The 26,317-nt window shown below is 57.7% G+C and carries 27 protein-coding genes; 19 read left to right on the top strand and 8 right to left on the bottom strand.

Annotated elements, in window-relative coordinates; translation table 11 throughout:
• The first annotated feature begins 22 nt into the window (after positions 1-22).
• The 17 genes from rplO (at position 23) to B9P63_RS14985 (ending at position 15,802) form a co-directional block, all read left to right on the top strand.
• Positions 23-496: a 50S ribosomal protein L15 gene (gene rplO / locus B9P63_RS15070; RefSeq protein ID WP_085310280.1), complete on the top strand. Its 474-nt coding sequence runs from the start codon at positions 23-25 to the stop codon at positions 494-496.
• Positions 497-605: 109 nt separating this feature from the next.
• A complete protein-coding gene (gene secY, locus B9P63_RS15065) occupies positions 606-1,970 on the top strand; it encodes a preprotein translocase subunit SecY (RefSeq protein ID WP_085310278.1) in 1,365 nt (454 codons plus the stop codon).
• Positions 1,967-2,548: an adenylate kinase gene (locus B9P63_RS15060; protein ID WP_085310276.1), complete on the top strand. Its 582-nt coding sequence runs from the start codon at positions 1,967-1,969 to the stop codon at positions 2,546-2,548. Before secY ends, B9P63_RS15060 begins: the two co-directional genes overlap by 4 nt.
• A 204-nt stretch (positions 2,549-2,752) precedes the next feature.
• Positions 2,753-3,121 carry a 30S ribosomal protein S13 gene (gene rpsM / locus B9P63_RS15055; RefSeq protein ID WP_085310274.1) on the top strand — a complete coding sequence of 123 codons (369 nt, stop codon included), beginning with the start codon at positions 2,753-2,755 and terminating at the stop codon, positions 3,119-3,121.
• A gap of 14 nt (positions 3,122-3,135) precedes the next feature.
• Complete coding sequence (rpsK, locus tag B9P63_RS15050; protein WP_085310272.1) at positions 3,136-3,525, top strand: 30S ribosomal protein S11; 390 nt, start codon at positions 3,136-3,138, stop codon at positions 3,523-3,525.
• Between the two features lie 113 nt (positions 3,526-3,638).
• The gene (locus B9P63_RS15045; protein ID WP_085310270.1) at positions 3,639-4,655 is read left to right on the top strand and encodes a DNA-directed RNA polymerase subunit alpha; all 1,017 of its coding nucleotides are present in this window, start codon (positions 3,639-3,641) and stop codon (positions 4,653-4,655) included.
• 140 nt (positions 4,656-4,795) lie between these two features.
• Positions 4,796-5,215, top strand: coding sequence for a 50S ribosomal protein L17 (gene rplQ, locus B9P63_RS15040; RefSeq protein WP_085310268.1), 420 nt, complete (start codon positions 4,796-4,798; stop codon positions 5,213-5,215).
• Positions 5,216-5,535: 320 nt separating this feature from the next.
• On the top strand, positions 5,536-6,918 hold the full coding sequence (locus tag B9P63_RS15030; protein WP_085310265.1) for a trypsin-like peptidase domain-containing protein: 1,383 nt from the start codon (positions 5,536-5,538) through the stop codon (positions 6,916-6,918).
• 3 nt (positions 6,919-6,921) lie between these two features.
• Positions 6,922-8,229 (top strand): replication-associated recombination protein A, encoded by a 1,308-nt coding sequence (locus B9P63_RS15025; RefSeq protein WP_085310263.1) that lies wholly within the window; start codon positions 6,922-6,924, stop codon positions 8,227-8,229.
• A gap of 81 nt (positions 8,230-8,310) precedes the next feature.
• The gene (gene crcB / locus B9P63_RS15020) at positions 8,311-8,688 is read left to right on the top strand and encodes a fluoride efflux transporter CrcB (RefSeq protein WP_085310326.1); all 378 of its coding nucleotides are present in this window, start codon (positions 8,311-8,313) and stop codon (positions 8,686-8,688) included.
• Complete coding sequence (locus B9P63_RS15015; protein WP_085310323.1) at positions 8,685-9,728, top strand: RluA family pseudouridine synthase; 1,044 nt, start codon at positions 8,685-8,687, stop codon at positions 9,726-9,728. The genes crcB and B9P63_RS15015 overlap by 4 nt, the downstream gene beginning before the upstream one ends.
• 12 nt (positions 9,729-9,740) lie before the next feature.
• Complete coding sequence (locus B9P63_RS15010) at positions 9,741-10,421, top strand: HAD-IA family hydrolase (RefSeq protein ID WP_085310261.1); 681 nt, start codon at positions 9,741-9,743, stop codon at positions 10,419-10,421.
• Positions 10,414-11,130 carry an ATP12 family chaperone protein gene (locus B9P63_RS15005; RefSeq protein ID WP_085310259.1) on the top strand — a complete coding sequence of 239 codons (717 nt, stop codon included), beginning with the start codon at positions 10,414-10,416 and terminating at the stop codon, positions 11,128-11,130. Before B9P63_RS15010 ends, B9P63_RS15005 begins: the two co-directional genes overlap by 8 nt.
• A 221-nt stretch (positions 11,131-11,351) precedes the next feature.
• Positions 11,352-12,371: an amino acid ABC transporter substrate-binding protein gene (locus tag B9P63_RS15000; protein WP_085310257.1), complete on the top strand. Its 1,020-nt coding sequence runs from the start codon at positions 11,352-11,354 to the stop codon at positions 12,369-12,371.
• Positions 12,372-12,509: 138 nt separating this feature from the next.
• Positions 12,510-13,724, top strand: a complete 1,215-nt coding sequence (locus B9P63_RS14995) for an amino acid ABC transporter permease (RefSeq protein ID WP_085310255.1) — start codon at positions 12,510-12,512, stop codon at positions 13,722-13,724.
• Position 13,725: 1 nt separating this feature from the next.
• Positions 13,726-15,021, top strand: a complete 1,296-nt coding sequence (locus tag B9P63_RS14990) for an amino acid ABC transporter permease (RefSeq protein WP_085310253.1) — start codon at positions 13,726-13,728, stop codon at positions 15,019-15,021.
• Positions 15,022-15,037: 16 nt separating this feature from the next.
• Positions 15,038-15,802: an amino acid ABC transporter ATP-binding protein gene (locus B9P63_RS14985; protein WP_085310251.1), complete on the top strand. Its 765-nt coding sequence runs from the start codon at positions 15,038-15,040 to the stop codon at positions 15,800-15,802.
• A 121-nt stretch (positions 15,803-15,923) separates the two neighbouring features.
• Here B9P63_RS14985 and B9P63_RS14980 read toward each other — a convergent pair whose 3' ends face one another.
• The 4 genes from B9P63_RS14980 to argB form a co-directional block, all read right to left on the bottom strand.
• Positions 15,924-16,412 (bottom strand): SixA phosphatase family protein, encoded by a 489-nt coding sequence (locus B9P63_RS14980; protein WP_085310249.1) that lies wholly within the window; start codon positions 16,410-16,412, stop codon positions 15,924-15,926.
• Positions 16,413-16,415: 3 nt separating this feature from the next.
• Positions 16,416-17,048, bottom strand: a complete 633-nt coding sequence (locus B9P63_RS14975; protein ID WP_085310247.1) for a ferredoxin — start codon at positions 17,046-17,048, stop codon at positions 16,416-16,418.
• Positions 17,049-17,056: 8 nt separating this feature from the next.
• Positions 17,057-17,815 (bottom strand): hypothetical protein, encoded by a 759-nt coding sequence (locus B9P63_RS14970; RefSeq protein ID WP_085310245.1) that lies wholly within the window; start codon positions 17,813-17,815, stop codon positions 17,057-17,059.
• A gap of 84 nt (positions 17,816-17,899) precedes the next feature.
• The gene (argB, locus tag B9P63_RS14965) at positions 17,900-18,760 is read right to left on the bottom strand and encodes an acetylglutamate kinase (protein WP_176219176.1); all 861 of its coding nucleotides are present in this window, start codon (positions 18,758-18,760) and stop codon (positions 17,900-17,902) included.
• Between the two features lie 166 nt (positions 18,761-18,926).
• Here argB and B9P63_RS14960 point away from each other — a divergent pair, with 166 nt between their 5' ends.
• Together B9P63_RS14960 and preA are read left to right on the top strand one after the other, a co-directional pair.
• A complete protein-coding gene (locus B9P63_RS14960) occupies positions 18,927-20,255 on the top strand; it encodes an NAD(P)-dependent oxidoreductase (protein WP_085310240.1) in 1,329 nt (442 codons plus the stop codon).
• 2 nt (positions 20,256-20,257) lie between these two features.
• Positions 20,258-21,562: an NAD-dependent dihydropyrimidine dehydrogenase subunit PreA gene (preA, locus tag B9P63_RS14955; RefSeq protein WP_085310238.1), complete on the top strand. Its 1,305-nt coding sequence runs from the start codon at positions 20,258-20,260 to the stop codon at positions 21,560-21,562.
• 165 nt (positions 21,563-21,727) lie between these two features.
• On the opposite strand, the gene B9P63_RS14950 is transcribed toward preA, so the two are convergent.
• The 4 genes from B9P63_RS14950 to B9P63_RS14935 form a co-directional block, all read right to left on the bottom strand.
• Positions 21,728-22,378, bottom strand: coding sequence for an HD domain-containing protein (locus B9P63_RS14950; RefSeq protein ID WP_085310236.1), 651 nt, complete (start codon positions 22,376-22,378; stop codon positions 21,728-21,730).
• On the bottom strand, positions 22,379-24,181 hold the full coding sequence (locus B9P63_RS14945) for an AMP-dependent synthetase/ligase (protein WP_095533054.1): 1,803 nt from the start codon (positions 24,179-24,181) through the stop codon (positions 22,379-22,381).
• Positions 24,182-24,191: 10 nt separating this feature from the next.
• Positions 24,192-24,989 carry an ABC transporter ATP-binding protein gene (locus B9P63_RS14940; protein WP_085310232.1) on the bottom strand — a complete coding sequence of 266 codons (798 nt, stop codon included), beginning with the start codon at positions 24,987-24,989 and terminating at the stop codon, positions 24,192-24,194.
• Positions 24,990-25,087: 98 nt separating this feature from the next.
• Positions 25,088-26,296, bottom strand: coding sequence for an ABC transporter substrate-binding protein (locus B9P63_RS14935; RefSeq protein ID WP_085310230.1), 1,209 nt, complete (start codon positions 26,294-26,296; stop codon positions 25,088-25,090).
• Between the last annotated feature and the right edge of the window lie 21 nt (positions 26,297-26,317).

Genomic DNA, 26,317 nt, shown 5'->3' with positions numbered 1-26,317 from the left:
CATCCGGCAAAGGAGAAGCGACATGAGACTCAATGAACTGCACGACAATCCAGGTGCCACGAAAAAACGCAAGCGCGTAGGCCGTGGTGCCGGCTCTGGCATGGGTAAAACTGCTGGACGTGGTATCAAAGGTCAAAAATCCCGTTCGGGTGTAGCCATTAAAGGTTTTGAAGGCGGCCAGATGCCGATCTATCAGCGCCTTCCCAAGCGTGGCTTCAATAACATCAATTCCAAGACGCATTCTGTCGTTAACCTTGGTTTGATCCAGAAATTCGTTGACGCAGGCAAGATCGACGCAACAGCAGCGATCACCGAGGAATCCCTCGTAGCATCCGGTCTTGTGCGCCGCATCAAAGACGGTATCCGCGTGCTGGCAAAGGGCGAAGTGACGTCCAAGCTGAACATCACGGTGACCGGTGCGTCCAAGTCCGCGGTCGAGGCTGTTGAAAAGGCCGGTGGCTCACTTACGGTCACAAAAGCGGTTGCGGCTGAATAACAGGTTGTGACGGGGCGCTTGCCCCACTACATACCTCTAGACGTTTTCCTAAATGCCGCCTGAGCTGAGAACGCTTTGGCGGCGTTTTACATTCAAAAGAGAGCCGTTCATGGTATCCGCAGCAGAACAAATGGCCGCCAACACAAGTTGGTCCGCCCTTGGTAAAGCCACTGACCTTCGCAATCGTATCCTATTCACGCTCGGTCTGTTGATCGTGTATCGTCTGGGCACGTTTATTCCGGTTCCCGGAATTGACGGTGCGGCGCTGCGTGAATTTATGGAATCGGCGGGGCAGGGCATCGGCGGCATGGTTTCCATGTTTACGGGCGGCGCGCTTGGCCGGATGGGTATATTCGCCCTTGGCATCATGCCGTATATTTCTGCGTCAATTATCGTTCAACTGCTCACCTCCATGGTGCCGCAGCTTGAGCAGCTCAAGAAAGAAGGCCAGCAAGGCCAGAAAAAGATCAATCAGTACACGCGCTACGGCACGGTCGCGCTGGCGACATTGCAGGCCTATGGCCTTTCAGTCAGCCTGGAAGCGGGCGATCTGGTGACAGAGCCTGGACTGTTCTTCCGCACCGCTTGCCTGATCACGCTCGTGGGCGGCACGATGTTCCTGATGTGGCTCGGTGAGCAGATCACTGCGCGCGGCATCGGCAACGGTATTTCCCTGATCATCTTCGTTGGCATCATTGCAGAAGTACCTGCCGCCTTGGCGCAGTTCTTCGCACAAGGTCGCTCTGGCGCGATCGGCCCTGCGGTAATCGTTGGCGTTATTTTGATGGTGGTCGTCACCATTGCCTTCGTGGTGTTCATGGAGCGCGCATTGCGCAAAATCCATATCCAATACCCGCGCCGTCAGGTTGGCATGCGCGTACAGGAAGGTTCTTCCTCGCATCTGCCGGTGAAAGTGAACCCCGCAGGCGTCATCCCTGCCATCTTCGCATCCTCGCTCTTGCTGCTACCGGCGACTATTTCGACATTCTCGGGCAACTCTACAGGGCCCGTGATGTCGACGCTTCTGGCCTACTTTGGCCCCGGCCAGCCTTTGTATCTGCTCTTCTTCGCGGCGATGATCGTGTTCTTTACCTACTTCTACACGTTCAACGTATCGTTCAAAGTCGACGATGTGGCGGATAACCTCAAAAACCAGAACGGGTTCGTACCCGGTGTGCGCCCCGGCAAGAAGACGGCAGAGTATCTGGAGTTCGTGGTCAACCGCATTCTGGTACTTGGCGCCGCCTACCTGACATTGGTTTGTTTGCTACCCGAAGTCATTCGCGGCCAGTTCGCCATCCCCTTCTATTTCGGTGGTACATCCGTGTTGATCGTCGTCTCCGTTACCATGGATACGATCCAACAGGTACAAAGCCACTTGCTTGCGCATCAATATGAGGGTTTGATCCAGAAATCACAGCTGCGCGGTAAGGGCGGCAAAGGACGCAAGAAACGGAGCCCAATTCGCCGATGACAAATATTATTCTGCTAGGACCACCCGGAGCGGGCAAAGGAACCCAAGCCGCAATGCTCGTTGAAGAGCGGGGCATGATCCAATTAAGCACTGGAGACATGCTGCGCGAAGCCAAGGACAGCGGCACCGAGATGGGCAAGATCGTAGCAGATGTTATGGCGCGCGGTGATTTGGTTACTGATGAAATCGTGATCGGTTTGATCCGCGAGAAGTTGCAGGGCGATAAAGCCGGCGGTTTCATCTTTGACGGCTTCCCGCGCACTTTGGCGCAAGCGGATGCTTTGGGCGAGTTGATGGCAGAGCAGGGCGAGACCCTTGATCATGTGATCGAATTGCAGGTGAACGACGAAGTCTTGGTTGACCGCATCGTTGGCCGCGCTGCTGAGGCAGTCGCTGCTGGCGGGACTGCCCGTGCAGATGACAACGCCGAAAGCCTGAAGATCCGTTTGATGGCCTATTACAAACAGACCTCGCCGTTGATCGGGTATTACCACGCGAAGGGTATGCTCAAGGGGGTTGATGGCCTGGGCAGCATGGACGGTGTAAAGGCAGAGATTGCGGGCGTTTTGGAGGCGTAACCGAGCCACGGTCCAAGCACCTCTTGACCCTCTCCCTAAAACGCCCTAACCACCCACATCTCTAACGAGAATCAAACCGCCAGAATCGGGTAGCTCTGGCAGATCACCTGATCAGCTTAAGCCCTCGGCTAAATCGCCTAGGGCTTTATGTTGTGAAAAAAGGGTCTGGAACCACGGACCCGCAACAAAGAAGGAAGTTCCCACGTGGCACGTATTGCCGGCGTTAACATCCCGACCCATAAACGGGTCCCGATCGCCCTCACATATATCACTGGTATTGGCCCCGCCTCTGCCAAAGCAATCTGCGAAGCCGTCAAGATTGACGAAACACGCCGCATCAATGAGCTATCCGACGCCGAGATCTTGGCTGTTCGTGAGCACATCGACGCAACCTACGAAGTCGAAGGCGACCTTCGCCGCGAGACGCAGATGAACATCAAGCGTCTTATGGACCTCGGTTGCTACCGTGGCCTGCGTCACCGCCGTAACCTGCCCGTTCGTGGTCAGCGTACATCAACGAATGCTCGTACTCGCAAAGGTCCTGCAAAGGCCATTGCTGGTAAGAAGAAATAAGGGAGGACTGACTAATGGCACGCGAAGCTAAACGCGCAAAGAAGAAGGTCTCCAAGAACATCGCCGCTGGCGTTGCTCACGTGAACTCTTCGTTCAACAACACAAAGATCCTGATTTCCGACGTTCAGGGCAATGCAATTTCTTGGTCCTCTGCGGGCACGATGGGCTTCAAAGGCTCTCGTAAGTCCACGCCCTACGCGGCGCAGATGGCGGCAGAAGATGCGGGCCGCAAGGCTGCCGAGCACGGTGTGAAAACGCTGGAAGTCGAAGTGCAGGGCCCCGGTTCCGGCCGCGAGAGCGCATTGCGCGCTTTGGCGACGGCAGGGTTCAACATCACGTCCATCCGCGACGTGACGCCTATGGCACACAACGGCTGCCGCCCACCAAAGCGCCGCCGCGTCTAAGACTTTCGAATACTCAGTAGAGGCTGCGTTCATACGCGGCCTCTGCGTCGTCATTTTAACCTCGAGCGTTCCCGTCTTTTGGACATGAGACAGGAACAAGGATGGAGGGACGTATGATCCATAAAAATTGGGCAGAACTGATCAAGCCGACACAGCTTGAAGTGAAGCCAGGGAACGATCCTGCGCGTCAGGCAACTGTCGTGGCAGAGCCACTTGAGCGCGGTTTCGGCCTCACGCTTGGCAACGCTTTGCGCCGTGTTTTGATGAGCTCGCTTCAGGGTGCAGCCATCACATCAGTTCAGATCGATAACGTTTTGCACGAATTCTCTTCGGTTGCAGGCGTTCGTGAAGATGTCACAGACATCGTGCTGAACCTCAAAGGTGTGTCCTTGCGCATGGAAGTCGAGGGACCAAAGCGTCTTTCGATTAATGCAAAAGGTCCGGGCATTGTCACCGCCGGTGATATCTCCGACAGCGCTGACATCGAGGTTCTGAACCGCGAGCACATCATCTGCCACCTCGACGATGGTGCAGACGTCTACATGGAGCTGACCGTAAACACGGGCAAGGGCTATGTAGCTGCGGATAAGAACAAGCCAGAGGACGCGCCAATCGGCCTTATCCCGATCGACGCGATCTACTCGCCAGTGAAAAAAGTGTCGTATGACGTGCAGCCGACCCGCGAAGGTCAGGTGCTTGATTATGACAAGCTGACGATGAAAGTCGAAACAGACGGTTCGTTGACGCCGGATGATGCGGTTGCTTATGCTGCGCGCATTCTGCAGGACCAGCTGTCCATCTTCGTGAACTTCGACGAGCCAGAGTCCGCATCTGCCAAGGATGAGGATGACGGTCTTGAGTTCAACCCGCTTCTCTTGAAGAAAGTGGACGAACTTGAGCTTTCCGTACGCTCTGCGAACTGCCTGAAGAACGACAACATCGTCTACATTGGCGATTTGATCCAGAAAACCGAAGCAGAAATGCTGCGCACGCCAAACTTCGGCCGCAAGTCTTTGAACGAGATCAAAGAAGTGCTGTCGGGCATGGGCTTGCACCTCGGCATGGACGTTGAGGACTGGCCACCGGACAACATCGAAGATCTTGCGAAGAAGTTCGAAGACGCTTTTTAAGATCCTGTCGGGTGCGTGATCTCACGCACCCGACATTTACGACTGGGTCAGTAATGGCCCCAAGGAGAGTAGGCGGGTACGCACCGCTTGCCAGACAAAGCAAAAACAGCCCGTAGAGGGCACATTTATGGAGATGACACATGCGTCACGCAAAAGGTTACCGCCGCCTGAATAGAACTCATGAGCACCGCAAGGCGCTTTGGGCAAACATGTCAGGCTCGCTCATCGAGCATGAGCAAATCAAGACAACACTGCCAAAAGCCAAAGAGCTTAAGCGCGTGATGGACAAGCTGATCACACTTGGCAAGCGTGGCGATCTGCACGCGCGCCGTCAGGCAGCAGCGCAGCTGAAAGAAGACAAGGACGTTGCAAAACTGTTCGAAATCCTCGGCCCACGCTACGCTGAGCGCCCCGGCGGCTACACACGCGTTCTGAAAGCGGGCTTCCGCTACGGTGACATGGCGCCAATGGCGATCATCGAGCTGGTTGACCGCGATGTCGATGCCAAAGGCAAGGCCGACAAGGCCCGCGTCGCCGCCGAGGCAGACGCAGACGAGTAAGTCTTGGGCTTCACGCGTTATGAATTCAGAAAGGCCCTCGCATCTTGCGGGGGCTTTTTGCGTTCTGGCGGCGCGTTGTTGGATGCTGCCGTCAATGTCACAATCAGGTGCAGGTTTAGGGAAGGCTTGCTTGGATAGGTGAAATGCGCCCTAGCTGGACGAGAGCGGTGCATGCGCCAATGCCCGCCTTGGAAATCATCATTTGTGAGCATGCCGGATCTGCACGTAGCTTCCTGTCTGATCTGGTGAATGCGAGCTTCCCCTTGCGCCACCGCCGTTCAACTCGCATATCATGGCCACTCCTAGGAACGAGGTGAACCATGCTGCGCGCTGTAATCTTTGCATTGCTTATTACTCTGCCAATACCGGTGAAAGCCGAGACGCGTGTGCCCAACACCCAAGCCCAAATCTCGCTCAGCTTTGCCCCCTTGGTACGTGAGGCGGCACCGGCGGTCGTGAACATCTACGCCAAACGCGTGGTGCAAACGCGCGTCAGCCCCTTCGCATCCGATCCTTTCTTTCGCGATTTTTTCGGTGATTCAGGCGTGGGGCGCCCGCAAGTGCAAAACTCGCTTGGCTCTGGCGTTATCCTTTCGAGCGATGGCTATCTGGTGTCCAATTACCACGTCGTCGGCGAGGCGAGCGACATCCGCGTGGTGATGAAAGACCGGCGTGAATACTCTGCCGAAGTGGTCCTTGGCGATGAGGCCAGCGACCTCGCCATATTGCGCTTGAATGGCGCGAAAGACCTGCCGTTTCTTGCGCTGCGCGACAGCAATACGCTCGACGTGGGCGAATTGGCACTGGCCATCGGTAATCCCTTCGGCGTGGGGCAAACCGTGTCGAGCGGGATCATTTCTGGCCTTGCGCGTTCTGGCAAGGTCACCGGCAATGCGCGTGGCTATTTCATCCAGACCGATGCGCCGATCAACCCGGGCAATTCGGGCGGCGCGCTTATCGGGATGGACGGCGCTTTGATTGGCGTGAACACCGCGATCGTGACGCGCTCGGGCGGATCAAACGGCATCGGCTTTGCGATCCCTGCGGCCATGGTTGCGCAGTTTGTGCGTCAGGCACGCGCGGGCGCGCGGCAGTTCCAGCGGCCTTGGGCGGGGATGGGCGGTCAAACGGTGGATGCGGACCTAGCAGCTTCGCTCGGGCTCGATCGTCCGGGGGGCATGGTGATCACGCAATTGCAGGGCGGCAGCCCCTTTGGAGAGGTGGGCCTTGGCGTGGGCGACGTGATTATCGCCGCGAATGGCCGCGAGGTGAATTCACCCTCTGAAATGCTGTATTACATGACTGTTGCGGGCATCGGCGCGCAGATCAAAGTAAGCGCGCTGCGCGGCGGCGCGGCCGAGACTTTCACGGTCGCGATGATCGGCCCACCCGAACTACCGCCGCGCGAGGAGGTGACGCTGAGCGAGCGCGACGTGCTGCCGCTGCTGCGGTTTTCAAACGTGAACCCGGCGATCCTGTCCCAGTATCAATTGCCGATCCTGCCCGAGGGCGTGGTCGTACTGGATACAGGCCCTATTGGTGCGCGCATCGGGCTGCAACGGGGCGATCTTCTGCGCGAAATCAATGGCCGAGAGATCATTCGGCCGCGCGAGGCGCTGCGTGCGTTTCAAGATGCGCGCCGCTCCGTTTCCATGGTCGTCGAGAGGGGCGGGCAGTTGGTGCTGCTGCGCTTTCGGCTCTGAGGCATGGCTGATTTGTTTGACAGCGGTGCAGCCGAGCCTGTGAAAGGCCCCCGCCCTTTGGCTGATCGCTTGCGCCCGACGGTTCTGGCGGATGTGATCGGGCAGAAACAAATCCTCGGCGAGGGCGCTCCGCTAGAAGTGATGCTTGGCTCGGGGTCCTTGTCGTCCTTGATATTCTGGGGGCCTCCCGGCGTTGGCAAGACAACCATCGCGCGGCTGCTCGCCCATGAAACGGATTTGCACTTTGTGCAGATCAGCGCGATTTTCACCGGAATGCCTGACCTGCGCAAAGTGTTCGAGGCGGCCAAGATCAGGCGGCAAAACGGGCAGGGCACGCTTTTGTTCGTCGATGAAATCCACCGCTTCAACAAGGCGCAGCAGGACGGATTTTTGCCGCATATGGAGGACGGCACGATTTTGCTTGTAGGCGCAACGACGGAAAACCCGAGTTTCGAGTTAAATTCGGCGGTCCTGTCGCGCTCGCAGGTTCTGGTGCTCGAGCGGCTTGATCCGGTTGATCTGGAGCATATGGCGCAGCGCGCGGAGCAGGAACTTGGCAAGGCGCTGCCGCTGGACGGGCATGCGCGCGAAGCGTTGCTGGACATGGCAGATGGCGACGGGCGCGCCTTGCTTAATCTGATCGAGCAGGTGGTTGCGTGGAAGACTGATCATCCACTGACGCCGCCCGAATTGTCCAAGCGTTTGCAAAAGCGCGCGGCGCAGTACGACAAATCAGGTGATGCCCACTACAATTTGATTTCCGCTTTGCACAAATCCGTGCGTGGCTCTGATCCGGATGCGTCGCTCTATTGGTTTGCACGTATGCTCGAGGGCGGCGAAGATCCGCGGTTCCTCGCGCGCCGTCTGGTACGTATGGCGGTGGAGGACATTGGCCTTGCCGATCCACAGGCGCAGGCGGTGTGCTTGCAAAGCTGGCAAACCTACGAGCGGCTTGGCTCGCCCGAGGGGGAGTTGGCGCTCTCGCAAGCGGTCATTTATCTTGCGCTTGCGCCGAAATCCAATGCCAACTACGTGGCCTATAAAGCGGCGCGCGCTGCGGCGAAGGCGACAGGGTCGAAACCGCCGCCCAAGCATATCATGAACGGCGCGACAGATTTGATGAAGGACATCGGATATGGCAAGGATTATGCCTATGACCACGATGCCGAGGACGGGTTTTCGGGGCAGAACTATTTCCCCGAAGGCATGGAGCGCCCTGCGATGTACGTCCCGGTCGAGCGCGGCTTTGAGCGCGACTTGAAAAAGCGGGTGGAGTATTTTGCCAGGTTACGCGCGCAACGGAGCGGGTAAACGATTTTTCTAGAAAAATCGGGGCACCGAACTGATCGCGCAAAACTTGACTCTGCGCGCGCGGCGCGCGACATGGCAGCGATGTTACTCAATGTCTCTTTTGTTGCTCTTGGCGGTGCGCTTGGATCAAGCCTGCGCTATCTGATGGGCCTTGCGCTGGTCAAAGCGATGCCGATGAGTTTTCCCATTGGCACCTTGCCTGTGAATGTCATGGGATCGTTTTTGATGGGGGCCTTTGTGGTCTTTGCCCATCACAAGGGACTGAGTGCTGCAAACCTGTTTGTGATGACCGGTTTGCTTGGTGGTTTTACCACGTTTTCAGCCTTTTCGCTGGAGGCTGTGACGTTACTGGAGCGCGGGCATTTAGGCCAGGCCGCTCTTTACATCGGGCTTTCTGTGGGCCTGTCGATTTTAGGTTTGATGGCTGGATTGGCCATCGCGAGAGGAATATGGGCATGAGCCGCGTTCAAACGATCATGATTGAAGAAGACGACGGCGATCAACGCCTTGATCGCTTTCTCAAGCGCAAGTTTCCGAAGATCACCCAAGGCATGATCGAAAAGATGTGCCGCAAGGGCGAGCTGCGCCTCGATGGCGGCCGCGTCAAAGCCAACAGCCGCGTCAATGCTGGCCAGCAATTGCGCATCCCGCCGCTGCCGGACAGCGATGCGCCCAAACATGCGCCGCAATCGCGCGTCAGCGCGGCGGATACGAAATTCATCCGTTCCTGCGTGATCTACAAAGACGATCAGGTGATCGTGCTTAACAAGCCCGCTGGCCTGCCGGTTCAGGGCGGCACGGGGCACGCGCGCCATGTGGATGGCTTGCTTGATGCGCTGATGTATGATGCCGAAGAACGCCCGCGCCTCGTGCATCGCCTCGATAAGGACACTTCGGGTGTTCTCATTCTGGGGCGCACGCGCCGCGCTACGGCTGATCTGACAGCGTCCTTTCGCCACCGCGCTACGCGCAAGATTTACTGGGCCGCCATCGCTGGCGTGCCCAACCCGCGCATGGGCACAATCAAATACGGGCTGATGAAAGCCCCGGGGCACGGCGCGCGCGGCGAGGGGGAAAAGATGATCTGCATCCATCCCCGCGAGGTCGACCAGACAGAGGGCGCGAAGCGTGCGCTGACGGATTACGCAGTGCTTGAAACCGCAGGCCAGCGCACCGCGTGGTGCGCGCTGATTCCCATAACCGGCCGCACGCACCAGCTGCGCGCGCATATGGCAGAGATGGGGCATCCTGTAGTGGGAGACGGCAAATACGGTGGCTCCGGTCAGGAAAATCTAGGCGATGGCTGGGGCGCGCAGCTTGGCGGCGATCTGAGCAAGAAACTGCACCTGCACGCGCGCTCTTTGCAGATCGAGCATCCGGCGACAAAGGAAATGCTGCACGTCATCGCGCCACTGCCCGATCACATGCAGCGCACTTGGGATACCTTTGCATGGAATCCCAAAGAAGTTCCCGAAGACCCGTTCGAAGAGTTGATGTAAAGAGTTGATGTCGTGACACTTAAAGCGGTTATTTTCGATGTGGACGGCACGCTCGTCGACAGTCAGGCGGATATACTGGCCGCCATGTCCGGCGCGTTCCAAGCCGAAGGGCTGGAGGAGCCGGAGCGCGCGGCGGTGCTTGGCATTGTTGGTCTGTCCCTCGATGTGGCGATCCCGATCCTCGCGCCAGCCTGTGATGCACCGACCTGCACGCGTATGGTGCAAGGCTACAAGGATGCCTATGCGGGCCTACGCCGGTTGCAAGGCGCGGACATCTCTTCGCCGCTCTACCCGGGTGCGCGCGCTGCTCTCATGAGTTTAAAAGGGCAAGATGAAGTCTTGCTTGGCGTCGCCACGGGGAAATCGCGCAGAGGGCTGGACAAGCTGATCGAAGCGCATGGGCTAGAGGGCGTTTTTCTGACGCGTCAAGTGGCGGATGATCATCCCAGCAAGCCCAATCCGTCGATGCTGTTTCAAGCGATGCGCGAGCTAGGTGTTGCGCCGCAGGACACGGTAATGATCGGCGATACCAGCTTTGATCGTGATATGGCGCATGCGGCAGGTGTGGCTTTTATCGCTGTCACTTGGGGCTATCACGACGTCGCGCGCCTTGCCGGGGCGGAGGTGTTTGTAGAAACTTACGCGCAGCTTGTTCTTGCGCTCGAAACGCTTTGGAGCACGTCCCATGTCTGACTGGAAAATGAAGCGCTTTTGGGAGCGCGCCGAGGTGATCGAGCTTGAGACCGGCTATACGGTCCATCTGGATGCGCGCGCGATCAAGACGCCGGGCAAGGCTGCGCTGGTCGTGCCGACGCGCGCCATGGCCGCGGCGATGGCGGCAGAGTGGCAGGCGCAAGGCAAAGTGATCAACCCCAACACCATGCCTGTGACGCGCTCGGCCAATTCAGCGGTGGACAAGGTGACACCGCAGTTTGATGCGGTCGCTGATATGCTGGCCGACTATGCCGGCACGGATCTATTGTGCTACCGCGCAGCCCAGCCCGAGGCGCTTATCGAGCGCCAAGCGCAGCATTGGGACCCGTTGCTAGCATGGTGCACCATGGCATTCGATGCGCCTTTGACGCCGGTTCAGGGCGTAATGTTCGCGCCTCAACCGGCCCAAAGCCTGACAGTTTTGCGGGAGTTGTTGAGCCCCATGAGCGCGTTTGAGCTGACGGCGGCGCATGATCTGATCACGCTTCCCGGTTCTTTTGTGATCGGTCTGGCAGCGATCCATGAGTGGGCACAGCCAGCGGATTTATGGGAGCTTTCGCGCCTTGACGAGCGCTATCAGCAAGAGCAATGGGGCACAGATGAGGACGCCGAGGAGGCCGCAAATATCAAGCGCGCAGCCTTCGAGCATGCCTATACGTTTTACAAGCTTTCGCGCACCGCGCCCTGATCTGTAACGCGTTCGTATAGAAAACAGGCGCTTGCAGGTAACCTAAGGGCGCCTGACGGGATTTCGGGAAAATTACCTCCATCTTGCACTTGACCTTTGAGTGCTCTTGCGGACAAACTTGCTGCCACTGAGGGGGGCAAAACCCCTCTTTGGTATGAAACCCCGCGTCCACTCGTGGGAGGAACCGCTCAACAAGAGCGGGAAATCAGGAAGAGGTAAAAATGAAAAAATCCGTATTTTTTGGTGCGATGACCGTTGCGAGCCTTGCGGCTGGCGTTGCGGCAGCCGGTACGCTTGACGATGTCAAAGCGCGCGGCAAGCTGAACTGCGGCGTGACCACGGGTCTCGTTGGTTTTGCGGCACCGGATGCGAACGGCGAATGGCAGGGCTTCGATGTCGGCGTCTGCCGCGCGATCGCAGCTGCTGTTCTGGGCGACCCCAAAGCAGTCGAGTTCGTTCCAACAACCGGCAAAACACGCTTCACGGCGCTCGCTTCCGGCGAGATCGACGTACTTGCGCGTAACACCACATGGACGTTCTCTCGCGATGTCGACCTCAAGTTCGAATTTGCCGGCGTGAACTACTACGACGGTCAGGGCTTCATGGTCCCAAAGGCGCTTGGCGTATCTTCCGCTAAAGAGCTGGACGGCGCGACTGTCTGCATCCAGACTGGTACCACAACAGAGCTGAACTTGGCGGACTTCTTCCGTACCAACAACATCTCTTATGAGCCGGTCCCAATCGAGACAAACGCTGAAGCACAGCCGCTGTATCTTGAAGGTGCTTGCGACGTTTACACAACAGACGCATCCGGCCTTGCTGCAACACGCGCAGCATTCGAGAACCCGGGCGACCACGTTGTTCTGCCAGAGATCATCTCCAAAGAGCCACTCGGCCCATTGGTGCGTCACGGTGACAACGAGTGGGGCGACGTTGTTCGCTGGACTCTGAACGCACTGATCGCAGCTGAAGAAGTCGGCATCACATCTGCAAACATCGCAGAGCTTGGTGCAGCAGCTGGCAACAACCCAGAGATCAACCGTATTCTTGGTACAGAAGGCACATTGGGCGAAATGCTTGGTCTGTCCGCTGACTGGGCGAAAAACGCGATCATGGCTGGCGGTAACTACGCCGAGATCTTCGAGAAGAACATTGGTGAGAATACACCAATCGGTCTGTCTCGCGGTCTGAACGCTCAGTGGACAGACGGTGGTCTGCTCTACGTTCCGCCATTCCGTTAATCCGGTTTGACACAGAAGGGCGCGGAAAAACTTTCGCGCCCTTCTTTTCTACGAAATTGATTAGAAAAAGCAGCTCCTGAGCCATGACCGGATCAACTGGCAGGCTTCGACAGAGGGCCGCAAATCAGGGAACAGTCCATGACGACTTTATCTGACCCTCCCAAGGGCGGATTTCGTGTATCGATGCTTATCAACGATACGCGCTACCGCTCTTACACCTTTCAATTTATTGCTTTGATCGCGCTGATCGCGGCCTTCGCTTATTTGGGAAGCAATCTTATTGCCAACCTCAAGGCGGCTGGTCTGAACATCTCGTACCGGTTCCTTGGCGAGCCTGCGGGCTATGACATCAACCAGCGCTTGATCGAGTACACATCCCAGTCAACTCACATGCGCGCTGCTGTTGTGGGCATGTTGAACACGCTGCTCGTTGCAGTGGTCGCGTGTTTCTTCGCAACCGTCATTGGCGTGATTGTCGGTGTCCTGCGCCTGAGCAACAACTGGCTCGTCAACAAATTGATGGGCGTCTATGTGGAAATCTTCCGCAATGTGCCCGTGTTGATCTGGATCCTGATTATCATGGCGGTCTTTGTGGCCGTGCTACCGCAGCCGCGAGAGTTTCGCGGTGATGATGCGACGGCAAGCATGGTCTTTGGGTCGTTCGCCTTTACCGGGCGCGGCTTCTATTTCCCCAAACCCGTTTTCGGCCCTGGCTCGCTGTTCGTCGTTTTGACCTTCGCCGCGTCGCTTGTCGGAATTTGGGGCTATCGACGCTATGCCAAACAGCAGCTCTTCGATCATGGCCGCATGGTTTCAACGCTTTGGCCTTCCATCGGTCTGTTCTTCGTTCCCGTCATCGCGATGTTCTTCATTATGGGGCAGCCGATCACCTTGGATTACCCTGCCCTCAAGGGTTTCAACTTCCAAGGCGGCATTTATGCGCGCAACTCTTTCATCGCGCTCACCTTCGCGCTTTCGATCTACACGGCGGCCTTCATTGCGGAAAACGTGCGTGCGGGTATCCTTGCGATTTCCACGGGGCAAACCGAGGCTGCGGCCTCGCTCGGGCTGCGCCCGGGGCGCATTATGAACCTCGTGATCCTGCCGCAAGCCCTTCGGGTGATCATTCCGCCGCTAATTTCGCAATACCTGAACATCACCAAGAACTCGTCGCTGGCGATCGCGGTGGGCTACATGGATGTCACGGGCACGCTGGGGGGCATTACGCTCAACCAGACGGGCCGCGCGATTGAAACGGTTCTGCTGCTCATGGCCTTCTATCTGGTGATCAGCCTCAGCATTTCTGCGGTGATGAACGTGTATAACAATTCTGTAAAATTGAAGGAGCGGTAGGATGAGCAAAACCAACACCAAACCTATCGCTTTCGTGCGCGATGCAATGCTCGCAGAGCAAACCCCGCCCGTGCTTGCATCAGGCCCCTTGGCTTGGGTTAAACGAAACCTGTTTGATGGGGTCTTCAACTCGATCCTGACGCTGGTCGCGATCTATTTCGTTTATCTTATCGTGTCTGGTGCTTTTCCTTGGTTTTATAATGGCGTCTGGTCCACGAATTCTTTGGCCGAATGCCGTGAAATCCTGCAAGGTAAAACGGGGGGCTGTTTCTCGGTCCTGACAGAACGCTGGCCCCAGCTTTTGTTCGGCTTCAAGTATCCAAGCGAAGAATACTGGCGCCCAACGGTAGCCTTCTTCGCGCTGTTCTTCGCGGCCGCGCCTGTGTTGTTCAACAAGCTGCCGCGCAAGATGCTGATCATCACGGCGATCTTCCCGCTGGTGGCGTTCTGGTTGATCTGGGGCGGTTCTTTGATTGTCCCTGTCATGGTCGCACTTGGTCTGATTGTCGGTTACGTGGTATTCACCAAGCTGGAGTACCAAAGTTTTGCGATGGGCCTCATTGGCGGCATTCTCGCAACGGTGATATTCTGGTCGTTTATGGGCTATGTTACCGAGCCGCTGTCTGACGTTCTCGCGCTTGAACCGGTGCCATCGCGCGACATGGGCGGGTTCATGTTGAACTTCATCCTTGGCGTGGTCTGCGTATCGCTGTCCTTGCCGCTTGGTATTATGCTGGCCCTTGGCCGTCAGTCGGACATGCTGATTATCAAATGGATTTGCGTGGTCTTCATTGAATTCATTCGCGGCGTTCCGCTGATTACATTGCTCTTCGTGGCAAACGTGGTTCTGGGTTACTTCCTGCCACCGGGCTCAAACTTTGACCTTATCCTGCGTGTGATCATAATGATCACCATGTTCTCGGCGGCTTATATCGCCGAAGTGGTGCGCGGCGGCCTTGCGGCCCTGCCAAAGGGACAAGCGGAAGCCGCAGGCAGCCTTGGCCTTGATTATGCGCAGTCCATGCGCCTGATCATTCTGCCACAGGCGCTCAAGATTTCTATCCCGGGAATCGTGAACGTGGCGGTGGGGCTGTTCAAGGATACGGTTCTCGTGTCGGTCATTTCGATGTTCGATCTGGTTGGGATGATCCGTGGCCCGATTTTGGCATCGACGGAATGGAACGGCGTCTACTGGGAGCTATGGCTCGCGGCGGTCTTGTTCTTCTTCCCGATCTGCTATGGCATTTCGCAATATTCACAATGGTTGGAGCGTCAGCTCGCAACCGGACATAGATAATAAGGAGGCTGAACAGATGGCCGAAGCAAATCTTCAGGTGTCCGACGAGGTCGCCATTTCGATCGAGAATATGAACAAATGGTACGGTGCATTCCACGTGCTGCGCGATATCGACCTTACGGTCTATCGCGGCGAGCGGATCGTGATTTGCGGACCATCCGGTTCCGGTAAATCGACGCTTATCCGCTGCATCAACGCGCTGGAAGAACATCAACAGGGCCGGATCGAAGTCGATGGCACGGTTCTGTCGTCCGACATCAAAAATATCGACAAAATCCGCTCTGAGGTAGGGATGTGCTTCCAGCACTTCAACCTGTTTCCGCATCTGACGATCCTCGAGAACTGTACGCTGGCCCCGATCTGGGTGCGCAAAACGCCCAAGAAAGAAGCTGAAGAACTGGCGATGCACTTCCTTGAAAAGGTGAAGATTCCCGAGCAGGCGGACAAGTATCCTGGCCAGCTTTCGGGTGGTCAACAGCAGCGCGTCGCGATTGCGCGCTCGCTTTGCATGCAGCCGCGCATCATGCTCTTCGACGAGCCGACCTCGGCGCTTGATCCAGAGATGATCAAGGAAGTGCTCGACACTATGATCGAGTTGGCGGAAGAGGGTATGACCATGCTCTGCGTCACGCATGAAATGGGTTTTGCGCGTCAGGTTGCAAACCGCGTGATCTTTATGGACCAAGGCCAGATCGTGGAGCAGAACGAGCCGGAAGAGTTCTTCAACAACCCGCAATCCGAGCGCACGCAACTGTTCCTAAGCCAGATTCTGGGTCATTGAGTTTAAAGCACATTGGTGTTTTTCAAAGGGCAGGCCTTAGGGCCTGTCTTTTTTGTTTGGGGGGCTCTGCCCCGTCTTGGCTAGGCCAAGACCCCCCGAGGTATTTGGGACCGGAGAATAGTTAAAGAAGGTCTTTGGGTGTGGTGAAGTGGTTAGCAATGCAGGCACCGAATGCGAGATCGCTCCAGCTTTCAATCGCGCAGGAAAACACTGTTGTTGCACCCGAGGGGTAGTCGAAAAAGCGGGGATGATTGGGCACGGCTTGCGCAAGGCGCTCGGCGAACTCGCCGATGCCGGGATTATGGGCGATGAGCAGGACTGTGTCGCCTGTGGCCTTTTGGACCTTGTTCATCATTACGTCGCAGGAGGCCATATAGAGGCCTTGCATGGAGGTCATCGGGGCATCGAGTTGCAATAGCGCACCGGTTTCCCGGGTACGCTTGGCGCTGGAGCACAGGATTTCATCGGGCGACAAGGACAATCGCCGCAGCCAATCGCCCAAGGCACCAGCCCCGTCCCTGCCGCGTTGATTGAGGGGGCGCTCGATATCCTCAAAGGGTGTGTCCCAGCTGGATTTGGCGTGGCGCATGATGATCAGTGTTTTGCTCATGGCTTACTCTCCCAAAAAAGCGCGCATGTGAAAAGCGGATTGTTCGGGCAAGCGCGCGTAGCGCTGCGAGAGCGGGCAAATGCGGCGCGCGGCGCAACCGATTGAGCGGCACGCGGCGGTGTCAGTGGCTCTGACATGTGCCCTGCAGGCCGCGACGTCATAGGCTGCGGCGCCAAGCGCATCGACCGGACAGGCGTTGATGCAGGGTTTGGCGCACTCAAGGCAGGGGTTCGCGCTCTGGCGGGGCAACGCCACTTTGCCAGATAGACGCAACGCCCCACGGTAAGACACGAAGAGGCCTGCCGTGTCATGGACCAACATCCCCACGGGCGAGGCCCAAGCGCGCCCGCTGGCCAAGGCCCATGCGATGAAGGGCAGGTAGGGCGGGCCATCCGAGGGAAAGACCGCTGTGCCAATTAGCTCGCGCGCCAGTGCCGTGATGACGCGGCGCGAAAAGCGGTCCAGTGGATCGCGCGCACCGTCGTGAAATTCCGGCTCTGCCTCAACATGCGCCCAAAATCCGGGTTCATGGGGCCCAAGCAGGATGATTGTGTCCTCGCCCTCATGAAGCGCGCCGAAGACCGCAAGATGAGCGCGGCGCGCTGCCTTTTCTATCTGTTCAAGCGCAGTGTTCATCGCCGCTCTCAATCTGACTGTGAAAAGCCGATGTAGGGGCGCATCGGTACATCCACATGCGCCCAGATTTGCTGCACCTCTTCGCGCGCATAGGTTTGCGGTGCAGCGAGCAAGGTGATGCGCGTGCCGGTTTCGGCGATGCCGATCGCGCGCACGGCGCGGAAATAGGCCTCGTTGTTGGGTGGGTAGCCATCGCGCACGTTGATCGTCGTCGTCAGGGTCAAGACTTGATCCGAAAGACTGTCCGGGCTTGGTAGATCGCCCCCGCCGGGCGTTTGCACGCTGCCGTCCGTCCATGCGTTCAAGGCTGGATCGTAGGTGCCAAGCCAGATGAAACCCTCGGCTTGGATCAACTGGTCCTGCTTCACCAGAAGACTGTCCTTGCTGGCACCATCCGCGTCCTCCTGAAAGCTGGGTGCGGCAGGTGCGGAGGTGGCAAGTGACCGTGCTAGAAGCGGTGCATCGTTGATTTCCAGCGCGGCGCGCAGGGCGGCGAGTTCGCTGCGCATATCCTTGATATTGGCGCGCAGAACCTTGATCCCTTGCTCTGTATCGGCGGTGGTCTGGATAACGCGTTCCTGAAACTCTACCTCGAAGCCGGCACCTTTGAACACTTTGGGCAGAATGCTGGATTGATTGGCGAGGTAGAGCACGCCGACCAGCGCCGCACCGGTCAGCCCGTATTCTATCGGGCGGCGCAACATGGAAAAGACCAAGCCAAGAAGGGCAGATTTGGAGTGCGGCGTGGCGGGGGTGTCAGTGGACATGAGCAGGCTCCAAAATTGATGAAATAATGGGTAGAGCCTACACGCAGTGCGTGTTTAAGCAAGAATTTACACCTGCGCGTCAGATCAATCGCGAATGAGCGAGCCTGCGCCGTGCTCTGTGTATAGCTCTAGCAGGCAAGCGTTGGGCGCGCGCCCATCAAGGATCACCACCGCGCGCACGCCGCCGGCAATCGCATCGAGCGCGGTTTCGGTCTTGGGAATCATGCCGCCTGCAATGGTGCCATCCGCTGTCATCTCGCGGATTTGCGCCGCTGTGAGTTCAGTCACGACTTCGCCTGTGCCATCCTTGACGCCCGCCACGTCCGTGAGCAGCAATAGGCGGTCGGCCTTTAGGCTGGCCGCGATCGCGCCGGCGGCAGTGTCGCCATTGACGTTGAATGTCTCGCCATTGCGTCCGGTGCCCAGGGGGGCGATTACGGGGATGATGTTGTCGCGCGCAAGGCCGCGCAGGAAATCGGGGTTCATTTCGACAGGCGTGCCAACGAAACCGAGATCAGCGTCGGTTTGCTCGCAGATCATCAGGTTTGCATCCTTGCCCGAAAGCCCAACTGCCTTGCCGCCCTGCGCATTGATCGCCTGCACGATGCGCTTGTTCACGCGGCCGGAGAGCACCATTTCCACAACTTCGACCGTGGCCGCATCTGTGACGCGCTTGCCGTTCACAAACTCGGATTTGATGTCTAGGCGTTCCAGCATTGCGTTGATCATCGGGCCGCCGCCATGCACGATCACCGGGTTGACGCCGACCTGCTGCATCAGCACCACATCGCGTGCGAAACTTTCCATGCCTGCATCGCTGCCCATGGCGTGACCGCCCAGCTTTATCACGACTGTCGCATCATCGTAGCGCTGCAAATAGGGCAGGGCGGAGGAGAGCGTTTGCGCCGTGGCGATCCAGTCGCGGTTCATTTGTTGTTTCTTCATTTTAGGACCTCTTGCCCCTTGGTTAACGCGCTGCCCGCAGGGCGGCAAGCCAAAGACGCGCCAAAGGGAGGGGATCAGAAAATTGCGCCATTGAAATTTTACCAGTTGATAAAAAATTGAAACCCTGCAAACCTGATCCAAAGGTCACCATAGACAGGAGAGGTCCATGCCAGCCAACGTGCTTACCGATGGAATACAGCCCGCGCGTTTGACGCCCGCTGAATATGAACAGAACTTTGCGGACCTGCACGCGCCGCTTGATCCGCACGAAGCCCTTGTGGCGGCGGATCGCTGTTATTTCTGCCATGATGCGCCTTGCATCACAGCGTGCCCTACGGAAATCGACATTCCCCTCTTCATTCGCCAGATCGCAACTGGCACGCCGGAGGCGGCTGCGCGCACGATCTTTGATCAGAACATTCTGGGTGGCATGTGCGCGCGGGTCTGCCCGACTGAAACGCTTTGCGAGCAGGCCTGCGTACGCGAGGCGGCAGAGGGCAAGCCGGTGCTGATTGGGCAATTGCAGCGTTATGCGACGGATATTTTGATGGACAAAGCCGTGCATCCGTTCGAGCGCGCGGCCTTAAGCGGCAAGAAGATTGCGGTCGTTGGCGCCGGACCTGCGGGCCTTGCGGCGGCGCATCGGCTCGCCATGCTTGGACATGATGTCGTGGTGATGGATGCACGCGCAAAATCTGGCGGGCTGAACGAATACGGCATCGCGGCCTACAAAAGCACCGATGATTTCGCCGCGCGCGAAGTGGACTGGTTGCTGCAAATTGGCGGAATTGAAATCAAGCACGGCATGGCCTTTGGGCGCGATGTGACGCTGGCGGATTTGCAGCTTGAGTATGACGCGGTTTTCCTTGGTATGGGGCTTGGCGGTGTCAACGGGCTTGGACTTGAGGGCGCAGACAAAAGCGGCATGTCTGATGCGGTGGATTTCATTGCGGACCTTCGGCAAGCCAGCGATCTAAGCGCCCTACCGGTGGGGCGCGACGTGGTTGTGATCGGCGGTGGCATGACCGCGGTGGATGCGGCTGTGCAGGCGAAGTTGCTGGGTGCGTTGAACGTCACGCTGGTCTACCGCCGCTCACGCGCGCGGATGAACGCAAGCGTTTACGAACAGGATCTGGCGGCCTCCAAGGGGGTGCGGATCATCACCAACGCTTCGCCGGTTGCGGTGCATGGCAACGGCACGGTGCGCGAGGTAGAATTTGAATACACGGATGATGATTTGACGCCGACCGGCCAAACTGTGCGCCTTGCGGCGGATCAGGTGTTCGCGGCGATTGGCCAAACTTTGCAGGGCGAGGACCTGCCGAAGCTGGAACGGGGCAAGATCAAGGTTTCGGCGACGGGACTAACCTCGCTCAAAGGTGTCTGGGCTGGCGGCGATTGCGCCACAGGCGGCGATGATTTGACCGTTACGGCCGTGGCCGAGGGGCGCGATGCGGCGCTGGATATTCATGCAAGCCTGATGGGAGGAGCCTGATCATGGCGGATCTAACGACAGACTTTATCGGTATCAAAAGCCCTAATCCGTTCTGGCTGGCTTCTGCGCCGCCGACAGATAAGGAATACAATGTGCGCCGCGCGTTTGAGGCGGGCTGGGGCGGCGTCGTCTGGAAGACGCTCGGTTCTGAAGGGCCGCCTGTGGTTAACGTCAATGGCCCGCGTTACGGAGCGATTTACGGCGCGGACCGGCGCTTGCTTGGCTTGAACAACATCGAGTTGATCACCGACCGCGATCTGTTCACCAACCTTGAAGAGATCAAGCGCGTGAAGGCGGATTATCCGGACCGCGCGATCATCGTCTCGCTTATGGTGCCCTGCGAGGAAGAGGCGTGGAAAGCTATCCTGCCGCTGGTCGAGGATACGGGTGCGGACGGAATCGAGCTAAACTTTGGATGCCCGCACGGCATGTCCGAGCGTGGCATGGGTGCGGCGGTGGGCCAAGTGCCCGAATACATCGAAATGGTGACGCGCTGGTGCAAGCAGTATTATTCCAAACCCGTGATCGTGAAACTGACGCCGAATATCACGGACGTGCGCAAACCTGCGGCGGCGGCCCATCGCGGCGGCGCGGATGCGGTGAGTTTGATCAATACGATCAATTCGATCACCTCGGTTAACCTTGATACGATGAGTCCAGAGCCCTCGATCGACGGCAAAGGCACGCATGGCGGCTATTGCGGCCCTGCGGTGAAACCCATCGCGATGAGCATGGTGAGCGAAATCGCCCGCGCCGAGGCGACCGCCGGCATGCCGATTTCCGGCATTGGCGGGATCACCACATGGCGCGATGCGGCGGAGTTCATGGCGCTCGGGTGTGGCAATGTGCAGGTCTGCACTGCGGCGATGACCTATGGCTTTAAGATCGTACGGGAGATGATTTCCGGTCTCAGTCAATGGATGGATGAAAAGGGCTATACCGATACCTCGCAGTTCGTCGGCATGGCTGTGCCAAACACGACCGATTGGCAGTATCTCAACCTTAATTATATCGCCAAGGCAGTGATCGATCAGGACCTTTGCATTTCTTGCGGGCGCTGTTTTGCGGCTTGCGAAGATACCTCGCATCAGGCGATCGCCATGTCTGAGGATCGCACGTTTACGGTGATCGACGAAGAATGCGTCGCGTGCAATTTGTGCGTTAATGTCTGCCCCGTGGAGAATTGCATTACCATGGAGGAAATGGCGACGGGCGCGATCGATCCGCGCACCGGGAGGGTTGTCGAGGCGGAATATGCCAATTGGACTACCCATCCCAACAACCCCGCCGCCACAGCAGCGGAGTAGAGTTTACCAAGGCTGCTGAGCTCCCCAGCGGCTGCCTGAGAGACCCCTGCCGCAGTAAATGGTGGCAGGGGTTTTTTCGTGTTTTGCAGGGAAGGGGGCCAGCCCCCGTCTTGGCAGAGCCAAGACTCCCCCGAAGTTTATTTGGCAAGATGAAGGGTGCGCAGGTTAGGGTGCGATTTGTGCCAGAAAGGTGTCTCTAAAGCCGAGAAGTTCCGTGTGGCGCGCGGATGCGAGACGCTGGCCTTCCGGGGTTTGAAAGTCGTCCGCGAGTTTTAGAAGTTTGGTTTCGAAGTGATCGATGGCAAAGGCGCGATCATCAAGCGCGCGGTTTTTGGCGCGCGGATCGCCCGGATCATAGAGCGCACTGCCCATGCGCCCGGCCACATAAAAACAACGCGCGGCGCCGATGAGGCCGATGGCATCAAGCCGGTCCGCGTCTTGCAGGATGCGCGCCTCCAGCGTTTCCGGTGCGATATTGGCGGAGAAGCTGTGGGTTTCGATGGCGTGGTAGACACGCGCAATTTTATCATGGCTCCAGCCAAGCGTTTGCAAATGCACGCTTGCAGCTTTTGCAGCGAATGACGAGGCCTTGGCGCGATCCGGGCTGTCCTTTTCCACGCTGATGCAATCATGCAATAGGGTCGCGGCGGCGAGGATTGCCAAATCGCCCCCCTCGATCTTTGAAATCGCGCAGGCATTGCTCCACACGCGCGTTATATGCGCAATGTCATGGGCACCATCTGATGCGTCGGGGATGGCTAAGGGCAAAAGTGCCATCGCCAATTTGTCGAAGGGTGAAAAGAGCGCAGCCGTCATTTAAGCGTAGAGCGCCTCGATTTGTCTATCGTATAGCTCGAACACTTTGCTACGGCGCACTTTCATCGTTGCCGTGACTTCGCCGTCATCGTGGTCCAGCTCTTTGGAGAGCAGATGCACCTTCTTGATCTGCTCGACACGCGCGAGATTGCTGTTGAGTTTAGCGATCTCTTTGTCGATCAATTCGATCACCTGAGGATGCTCTGCGAGCGAGCGGAAGGTGGTGTAGGCGATGCTTTTGCTCTCGGCCCAAAGGCGCACGGGGTCCATGTCGATCTGCACCAAAGCGGTCACATAGGGGCGCCGGTCCGCGATCACGATGCACTCTTTGATAAACGGCGAGGCTTTCATGATGTTCTCGATCAAGGAGGGCGAGAGGTTCTTGCCCGCCGCGTTGATCATGATGTCTTTCTTGCGATCGATCAGGCTGATCGAGCCATCGCTGCAGGCCTCTGCCACATCGCCCGTGTGAAGCCATCCATCGATGATGGTCTCTGCCGTGGCGTCGGGGCGATTGTAGTAGCCTTTAAACACGATGCCGCCTTTGACCAGCAACTCACCATCATCCGCGATTTTGTACTCGATGCCCTCGACAAAATGGCCAACGCGCCCTTTGGAGCAACCCCAGTCAGGCTGGATCGTCGCCGCGCCAGTGGTTTCGGACATGCCCCAGGCCTCGCGAATGTTGATCCCGATGCCGCGCATGAAGGCCAGCAGGTCTTCGGAAATGGGGGCCGCGGCGGAGATCGCGAATTTCACCCGGCCAAGGCCGAGGTAGGAACGGATGTGGCGGTAAATCGCAAAGTCCCAGAAGGCGTTGGCGAGCTTGTCGGTCAGGGACCACTCATCACGCCGGATCGCGCCGCGTTTTTCGGCCTGTTTCAACGCATAGAGCGTCATTGGCCCTTTGAGTTTGCCAGCTGTCGCCGCCTGAATGGTGAGGTCCGAGCGCATTTTTTCCCAGATACGCGGCACGCCGAAAAAGATTTGCGGTGCGACTTCGCGCAGATCGATTATGATCGTACGCAGGCTTTCTCCGAAGTTCATCACCATCTTACTTGAGAGCGCATTGGTCACGGTCACGTTCTGCTCGGCGATGTGACACAGGGGTAGGTAGCTGAGAACATTGGTGCCTTGCGGATAGCTACCAAAAATTTCCTTGCTGAGGTCCGCTGCGATGGACAGGTTTTGCTGACTGATTTCCGCTGCTTTGGGCAATCCGGTCGAGCCGGAGGTGAAGACCATCATCGCCGTGCGCTCCGGCGTGATTGCGCCTTTGCGCGCTTGAACTTCCTTGTCTGCGCCCGAGTCAAGCGCCGCACGCCCCATCTCGATCACTTCGTCAAAGGTTTTGAGATTCAGTGCTGTTTCGCCAGCCGTCCCTTTGGGATTAAAGATGATCAACTGGCGCAATTTTGGCAACTTGCCGCGCAATTCGATGATTTTATCGAGCTGTTCCTGATCCTCGATAAACAGCATTGTGGTGTCGGACGACCCTGCCAGATGCTCGATCTCCGCTGCGGGAGAGGTGGGGTACATACCAACAACCACGCCGCCCGCCGCATTGATGCCGAACTGCGCCAGAACCCATTCGCGCCGGTTCTCCGACAGGATGCCGATGTGTTCACCGTCGGCCATGCCAAGCTCCATCAGCCCGGCAGCAAGCGCGTGCATGATGCTCTCGAAACCGGACCAGCTGGTCTCTTTCCAGATGCCGAAATCCTTTTGGCGCATGGCCACCAGTTCAGGATCCGTGCGCGCATGGGACGAGACAATCGAAACGTTCGAGCGGAATGCGGTCATGCTCATATCCTTAGCTCAGCCAGCGCTTGCGGCGTTTGTAGTGTTTAACGTCTCGGAAAGACTGGCGATCTTCGCTGCCATCCTCCGCCACGCCCAGATAGAAACTCTGGATGTCCTTGTCGTTGCGCAGCGTTTCGACGTCGCCCTCAAGCACGATTTGCCCGCTCTCCATGATGTAGCCGTAATCGGCCACGGAAAAGGCGACGCCCGCGTTCTGCTCGACCACCAGAATTGACGTGCCGTCCTCGGTATTGAGGCGGCGGATGGTTTCGAAAATCTCTTTCACGATTTTAGGAGCAAGGCCCAGCGATGGCTCGTCCATCAGGATCAGTTTGGGCCGCGCAATCATCGCGCGCCCGAAAGCCAGCATTTGCTGCTCGCCGCCCGACAGATAACCCGCGATCTGCTTGCGCCGCTCCAGAAGCCTTGGGAAAAACGCATAAACCTTGTCGAAATCCGCTTTGATACCGCGCCCGTCCAGCGCATACGAAGCAGCAATCAGATTGTCCTCTACGGTCATTTCAGAGAAGATACGCCGCCCTTCTCGTACATGGAAAAGCCCCTGCTTGACCAAAACATCCGGCGCGATGCTCTTGATATTCTTGCCGTCAAAATGAATGCGGCCCTCGCCAACTTCGCCGTTCTCCAGCTTGAGCAGGTTGGACGCCGCCTTGAGCGTCGTGGTCTTGCCTGCCCCGTTGGTGCCCAGCAATGTCACAATCTTTCCTTGAGGCACCTCAAGAGACAGCCCGCGCAGCGCTTGCACAGTATGATAATAACTCACTTCGATGTTCTCGATCGTCAGCATCCGCGCGCACCCATCATCTTCTTTGGTCTAAAAATACCTCGGGGGTGTGGGGGCTGGCCCCCACTCGGTCGGGTGGCCCAAAGGCCACCCGAAAGGGCTTAAGTGCTCAGCCAATCAGACACAGGCGTGAACAATCCGGTCTCGGGCGAATACTCATAAACGCGCCCCGTCCCGATCTTGTTGTTGTCCATGGAAACAGGCCCGCCAAAGAAACCGCCGCTGTCCCAATCCTTGATACCCGACAGGCTCTCGGCGACGTTGTCAGCTGTCAACTCCTTGCCCGCCTCTGCAGTGTCGCGCAGTGCTTTCATAGCCAATTCAAGGCCGCACATGGTCTGGATCGCCCATGTGGACATGTAGTTTTCCAGCGGTGTGCCTGCGAACATGACCTTGGAGAGCGCGGCATATTGCTCATAACGCGGCGCATCTTCGCGGTCATAGAAGTAGCGGTAGGGCATCACGCCTTGATAGCCTGCAAGGAATGGACCGGCCTCTGCGGTGATACGATCCGCAATCAGCTTTTCCATACCCCAGAAAGTGCCGTGGAATTGCACGGGCAGGCCGAACTGGCGTGCGCCACCAATCAGCTGTGGCCAAACGCCTGTCACATAGCCTTGCAAGATGCAGTGCTCTGCGCCCGATTGTGCCAGCTTCGTGACGTGCGTTGGAATATCGGCGCCCTGCGCTTTGGTGCTTTCTTCCAAAACAATCTCAAGGCCCAGACGCTCTGCGGTTGCGCGGCCATGCTCGAGTGGGTCACGCCCGAATTCTGTGTTGGAATAGATGATCGCAATTTTCGTACCACCCGCATTCTTGATGTTCTGCATCAAGATATCGAACTGGTCCTGATAAGTCGGGCCAGACAGATACTGGTAGGGGTGCGTTTCCGGGTTCGCCAATTCGGACGCGAAAGACGTCGAGCCCATGAGTCGCGCGTTCTCGCCTTTCAACTCGGGTGCGATTAGCTTCATTGCACCTGTGGAATCTGCGAAATAACCGACCAACGCAGTGCCCTCGGTCGCAAGTGCGCGCTGGTAGTTGGCCAGCGTGTTTTGCGGCACATAGCCGGAGTCCTCAGTGACGAATTTGATTGGCGTGCCTGCGATGCCGCCCTCGTCATTGAACAATTTCTGCGCCAGCGCAAAGGCCGGTGCAACAAGCTGGCCTGCGGTTGCGAAAGGACCGGTCAGGGGCAGGGACGCGCCCAGCACATACTCGGCTGGCTGCGCGTTGAGGATCATAGGAGCGCCCATGGCGGCCGTCGCGGCTGCGCCCGTGGCGAGGAAAGTCCGTCTGTTGAGTGTCATAAAGTCATCTCCCTAGTGGTG

Origin of the sequence: Planktotalea arctica (assembly GCF_002105285.1) — a bacterium.
In the GTDB taxonomy this organism is placed as follows: Bacteria; Pseudomonadota; Alphaproteobacteria; order Rhodobacterales; family Rhodobacteraceae; genus Planktotalea; species Planktotalea arctica.
The sequence above is the reverse complement of the archived record's forward strand: the minus strand, read 5'-3'. Positions and strand labels throughout refer to the sequence as shown.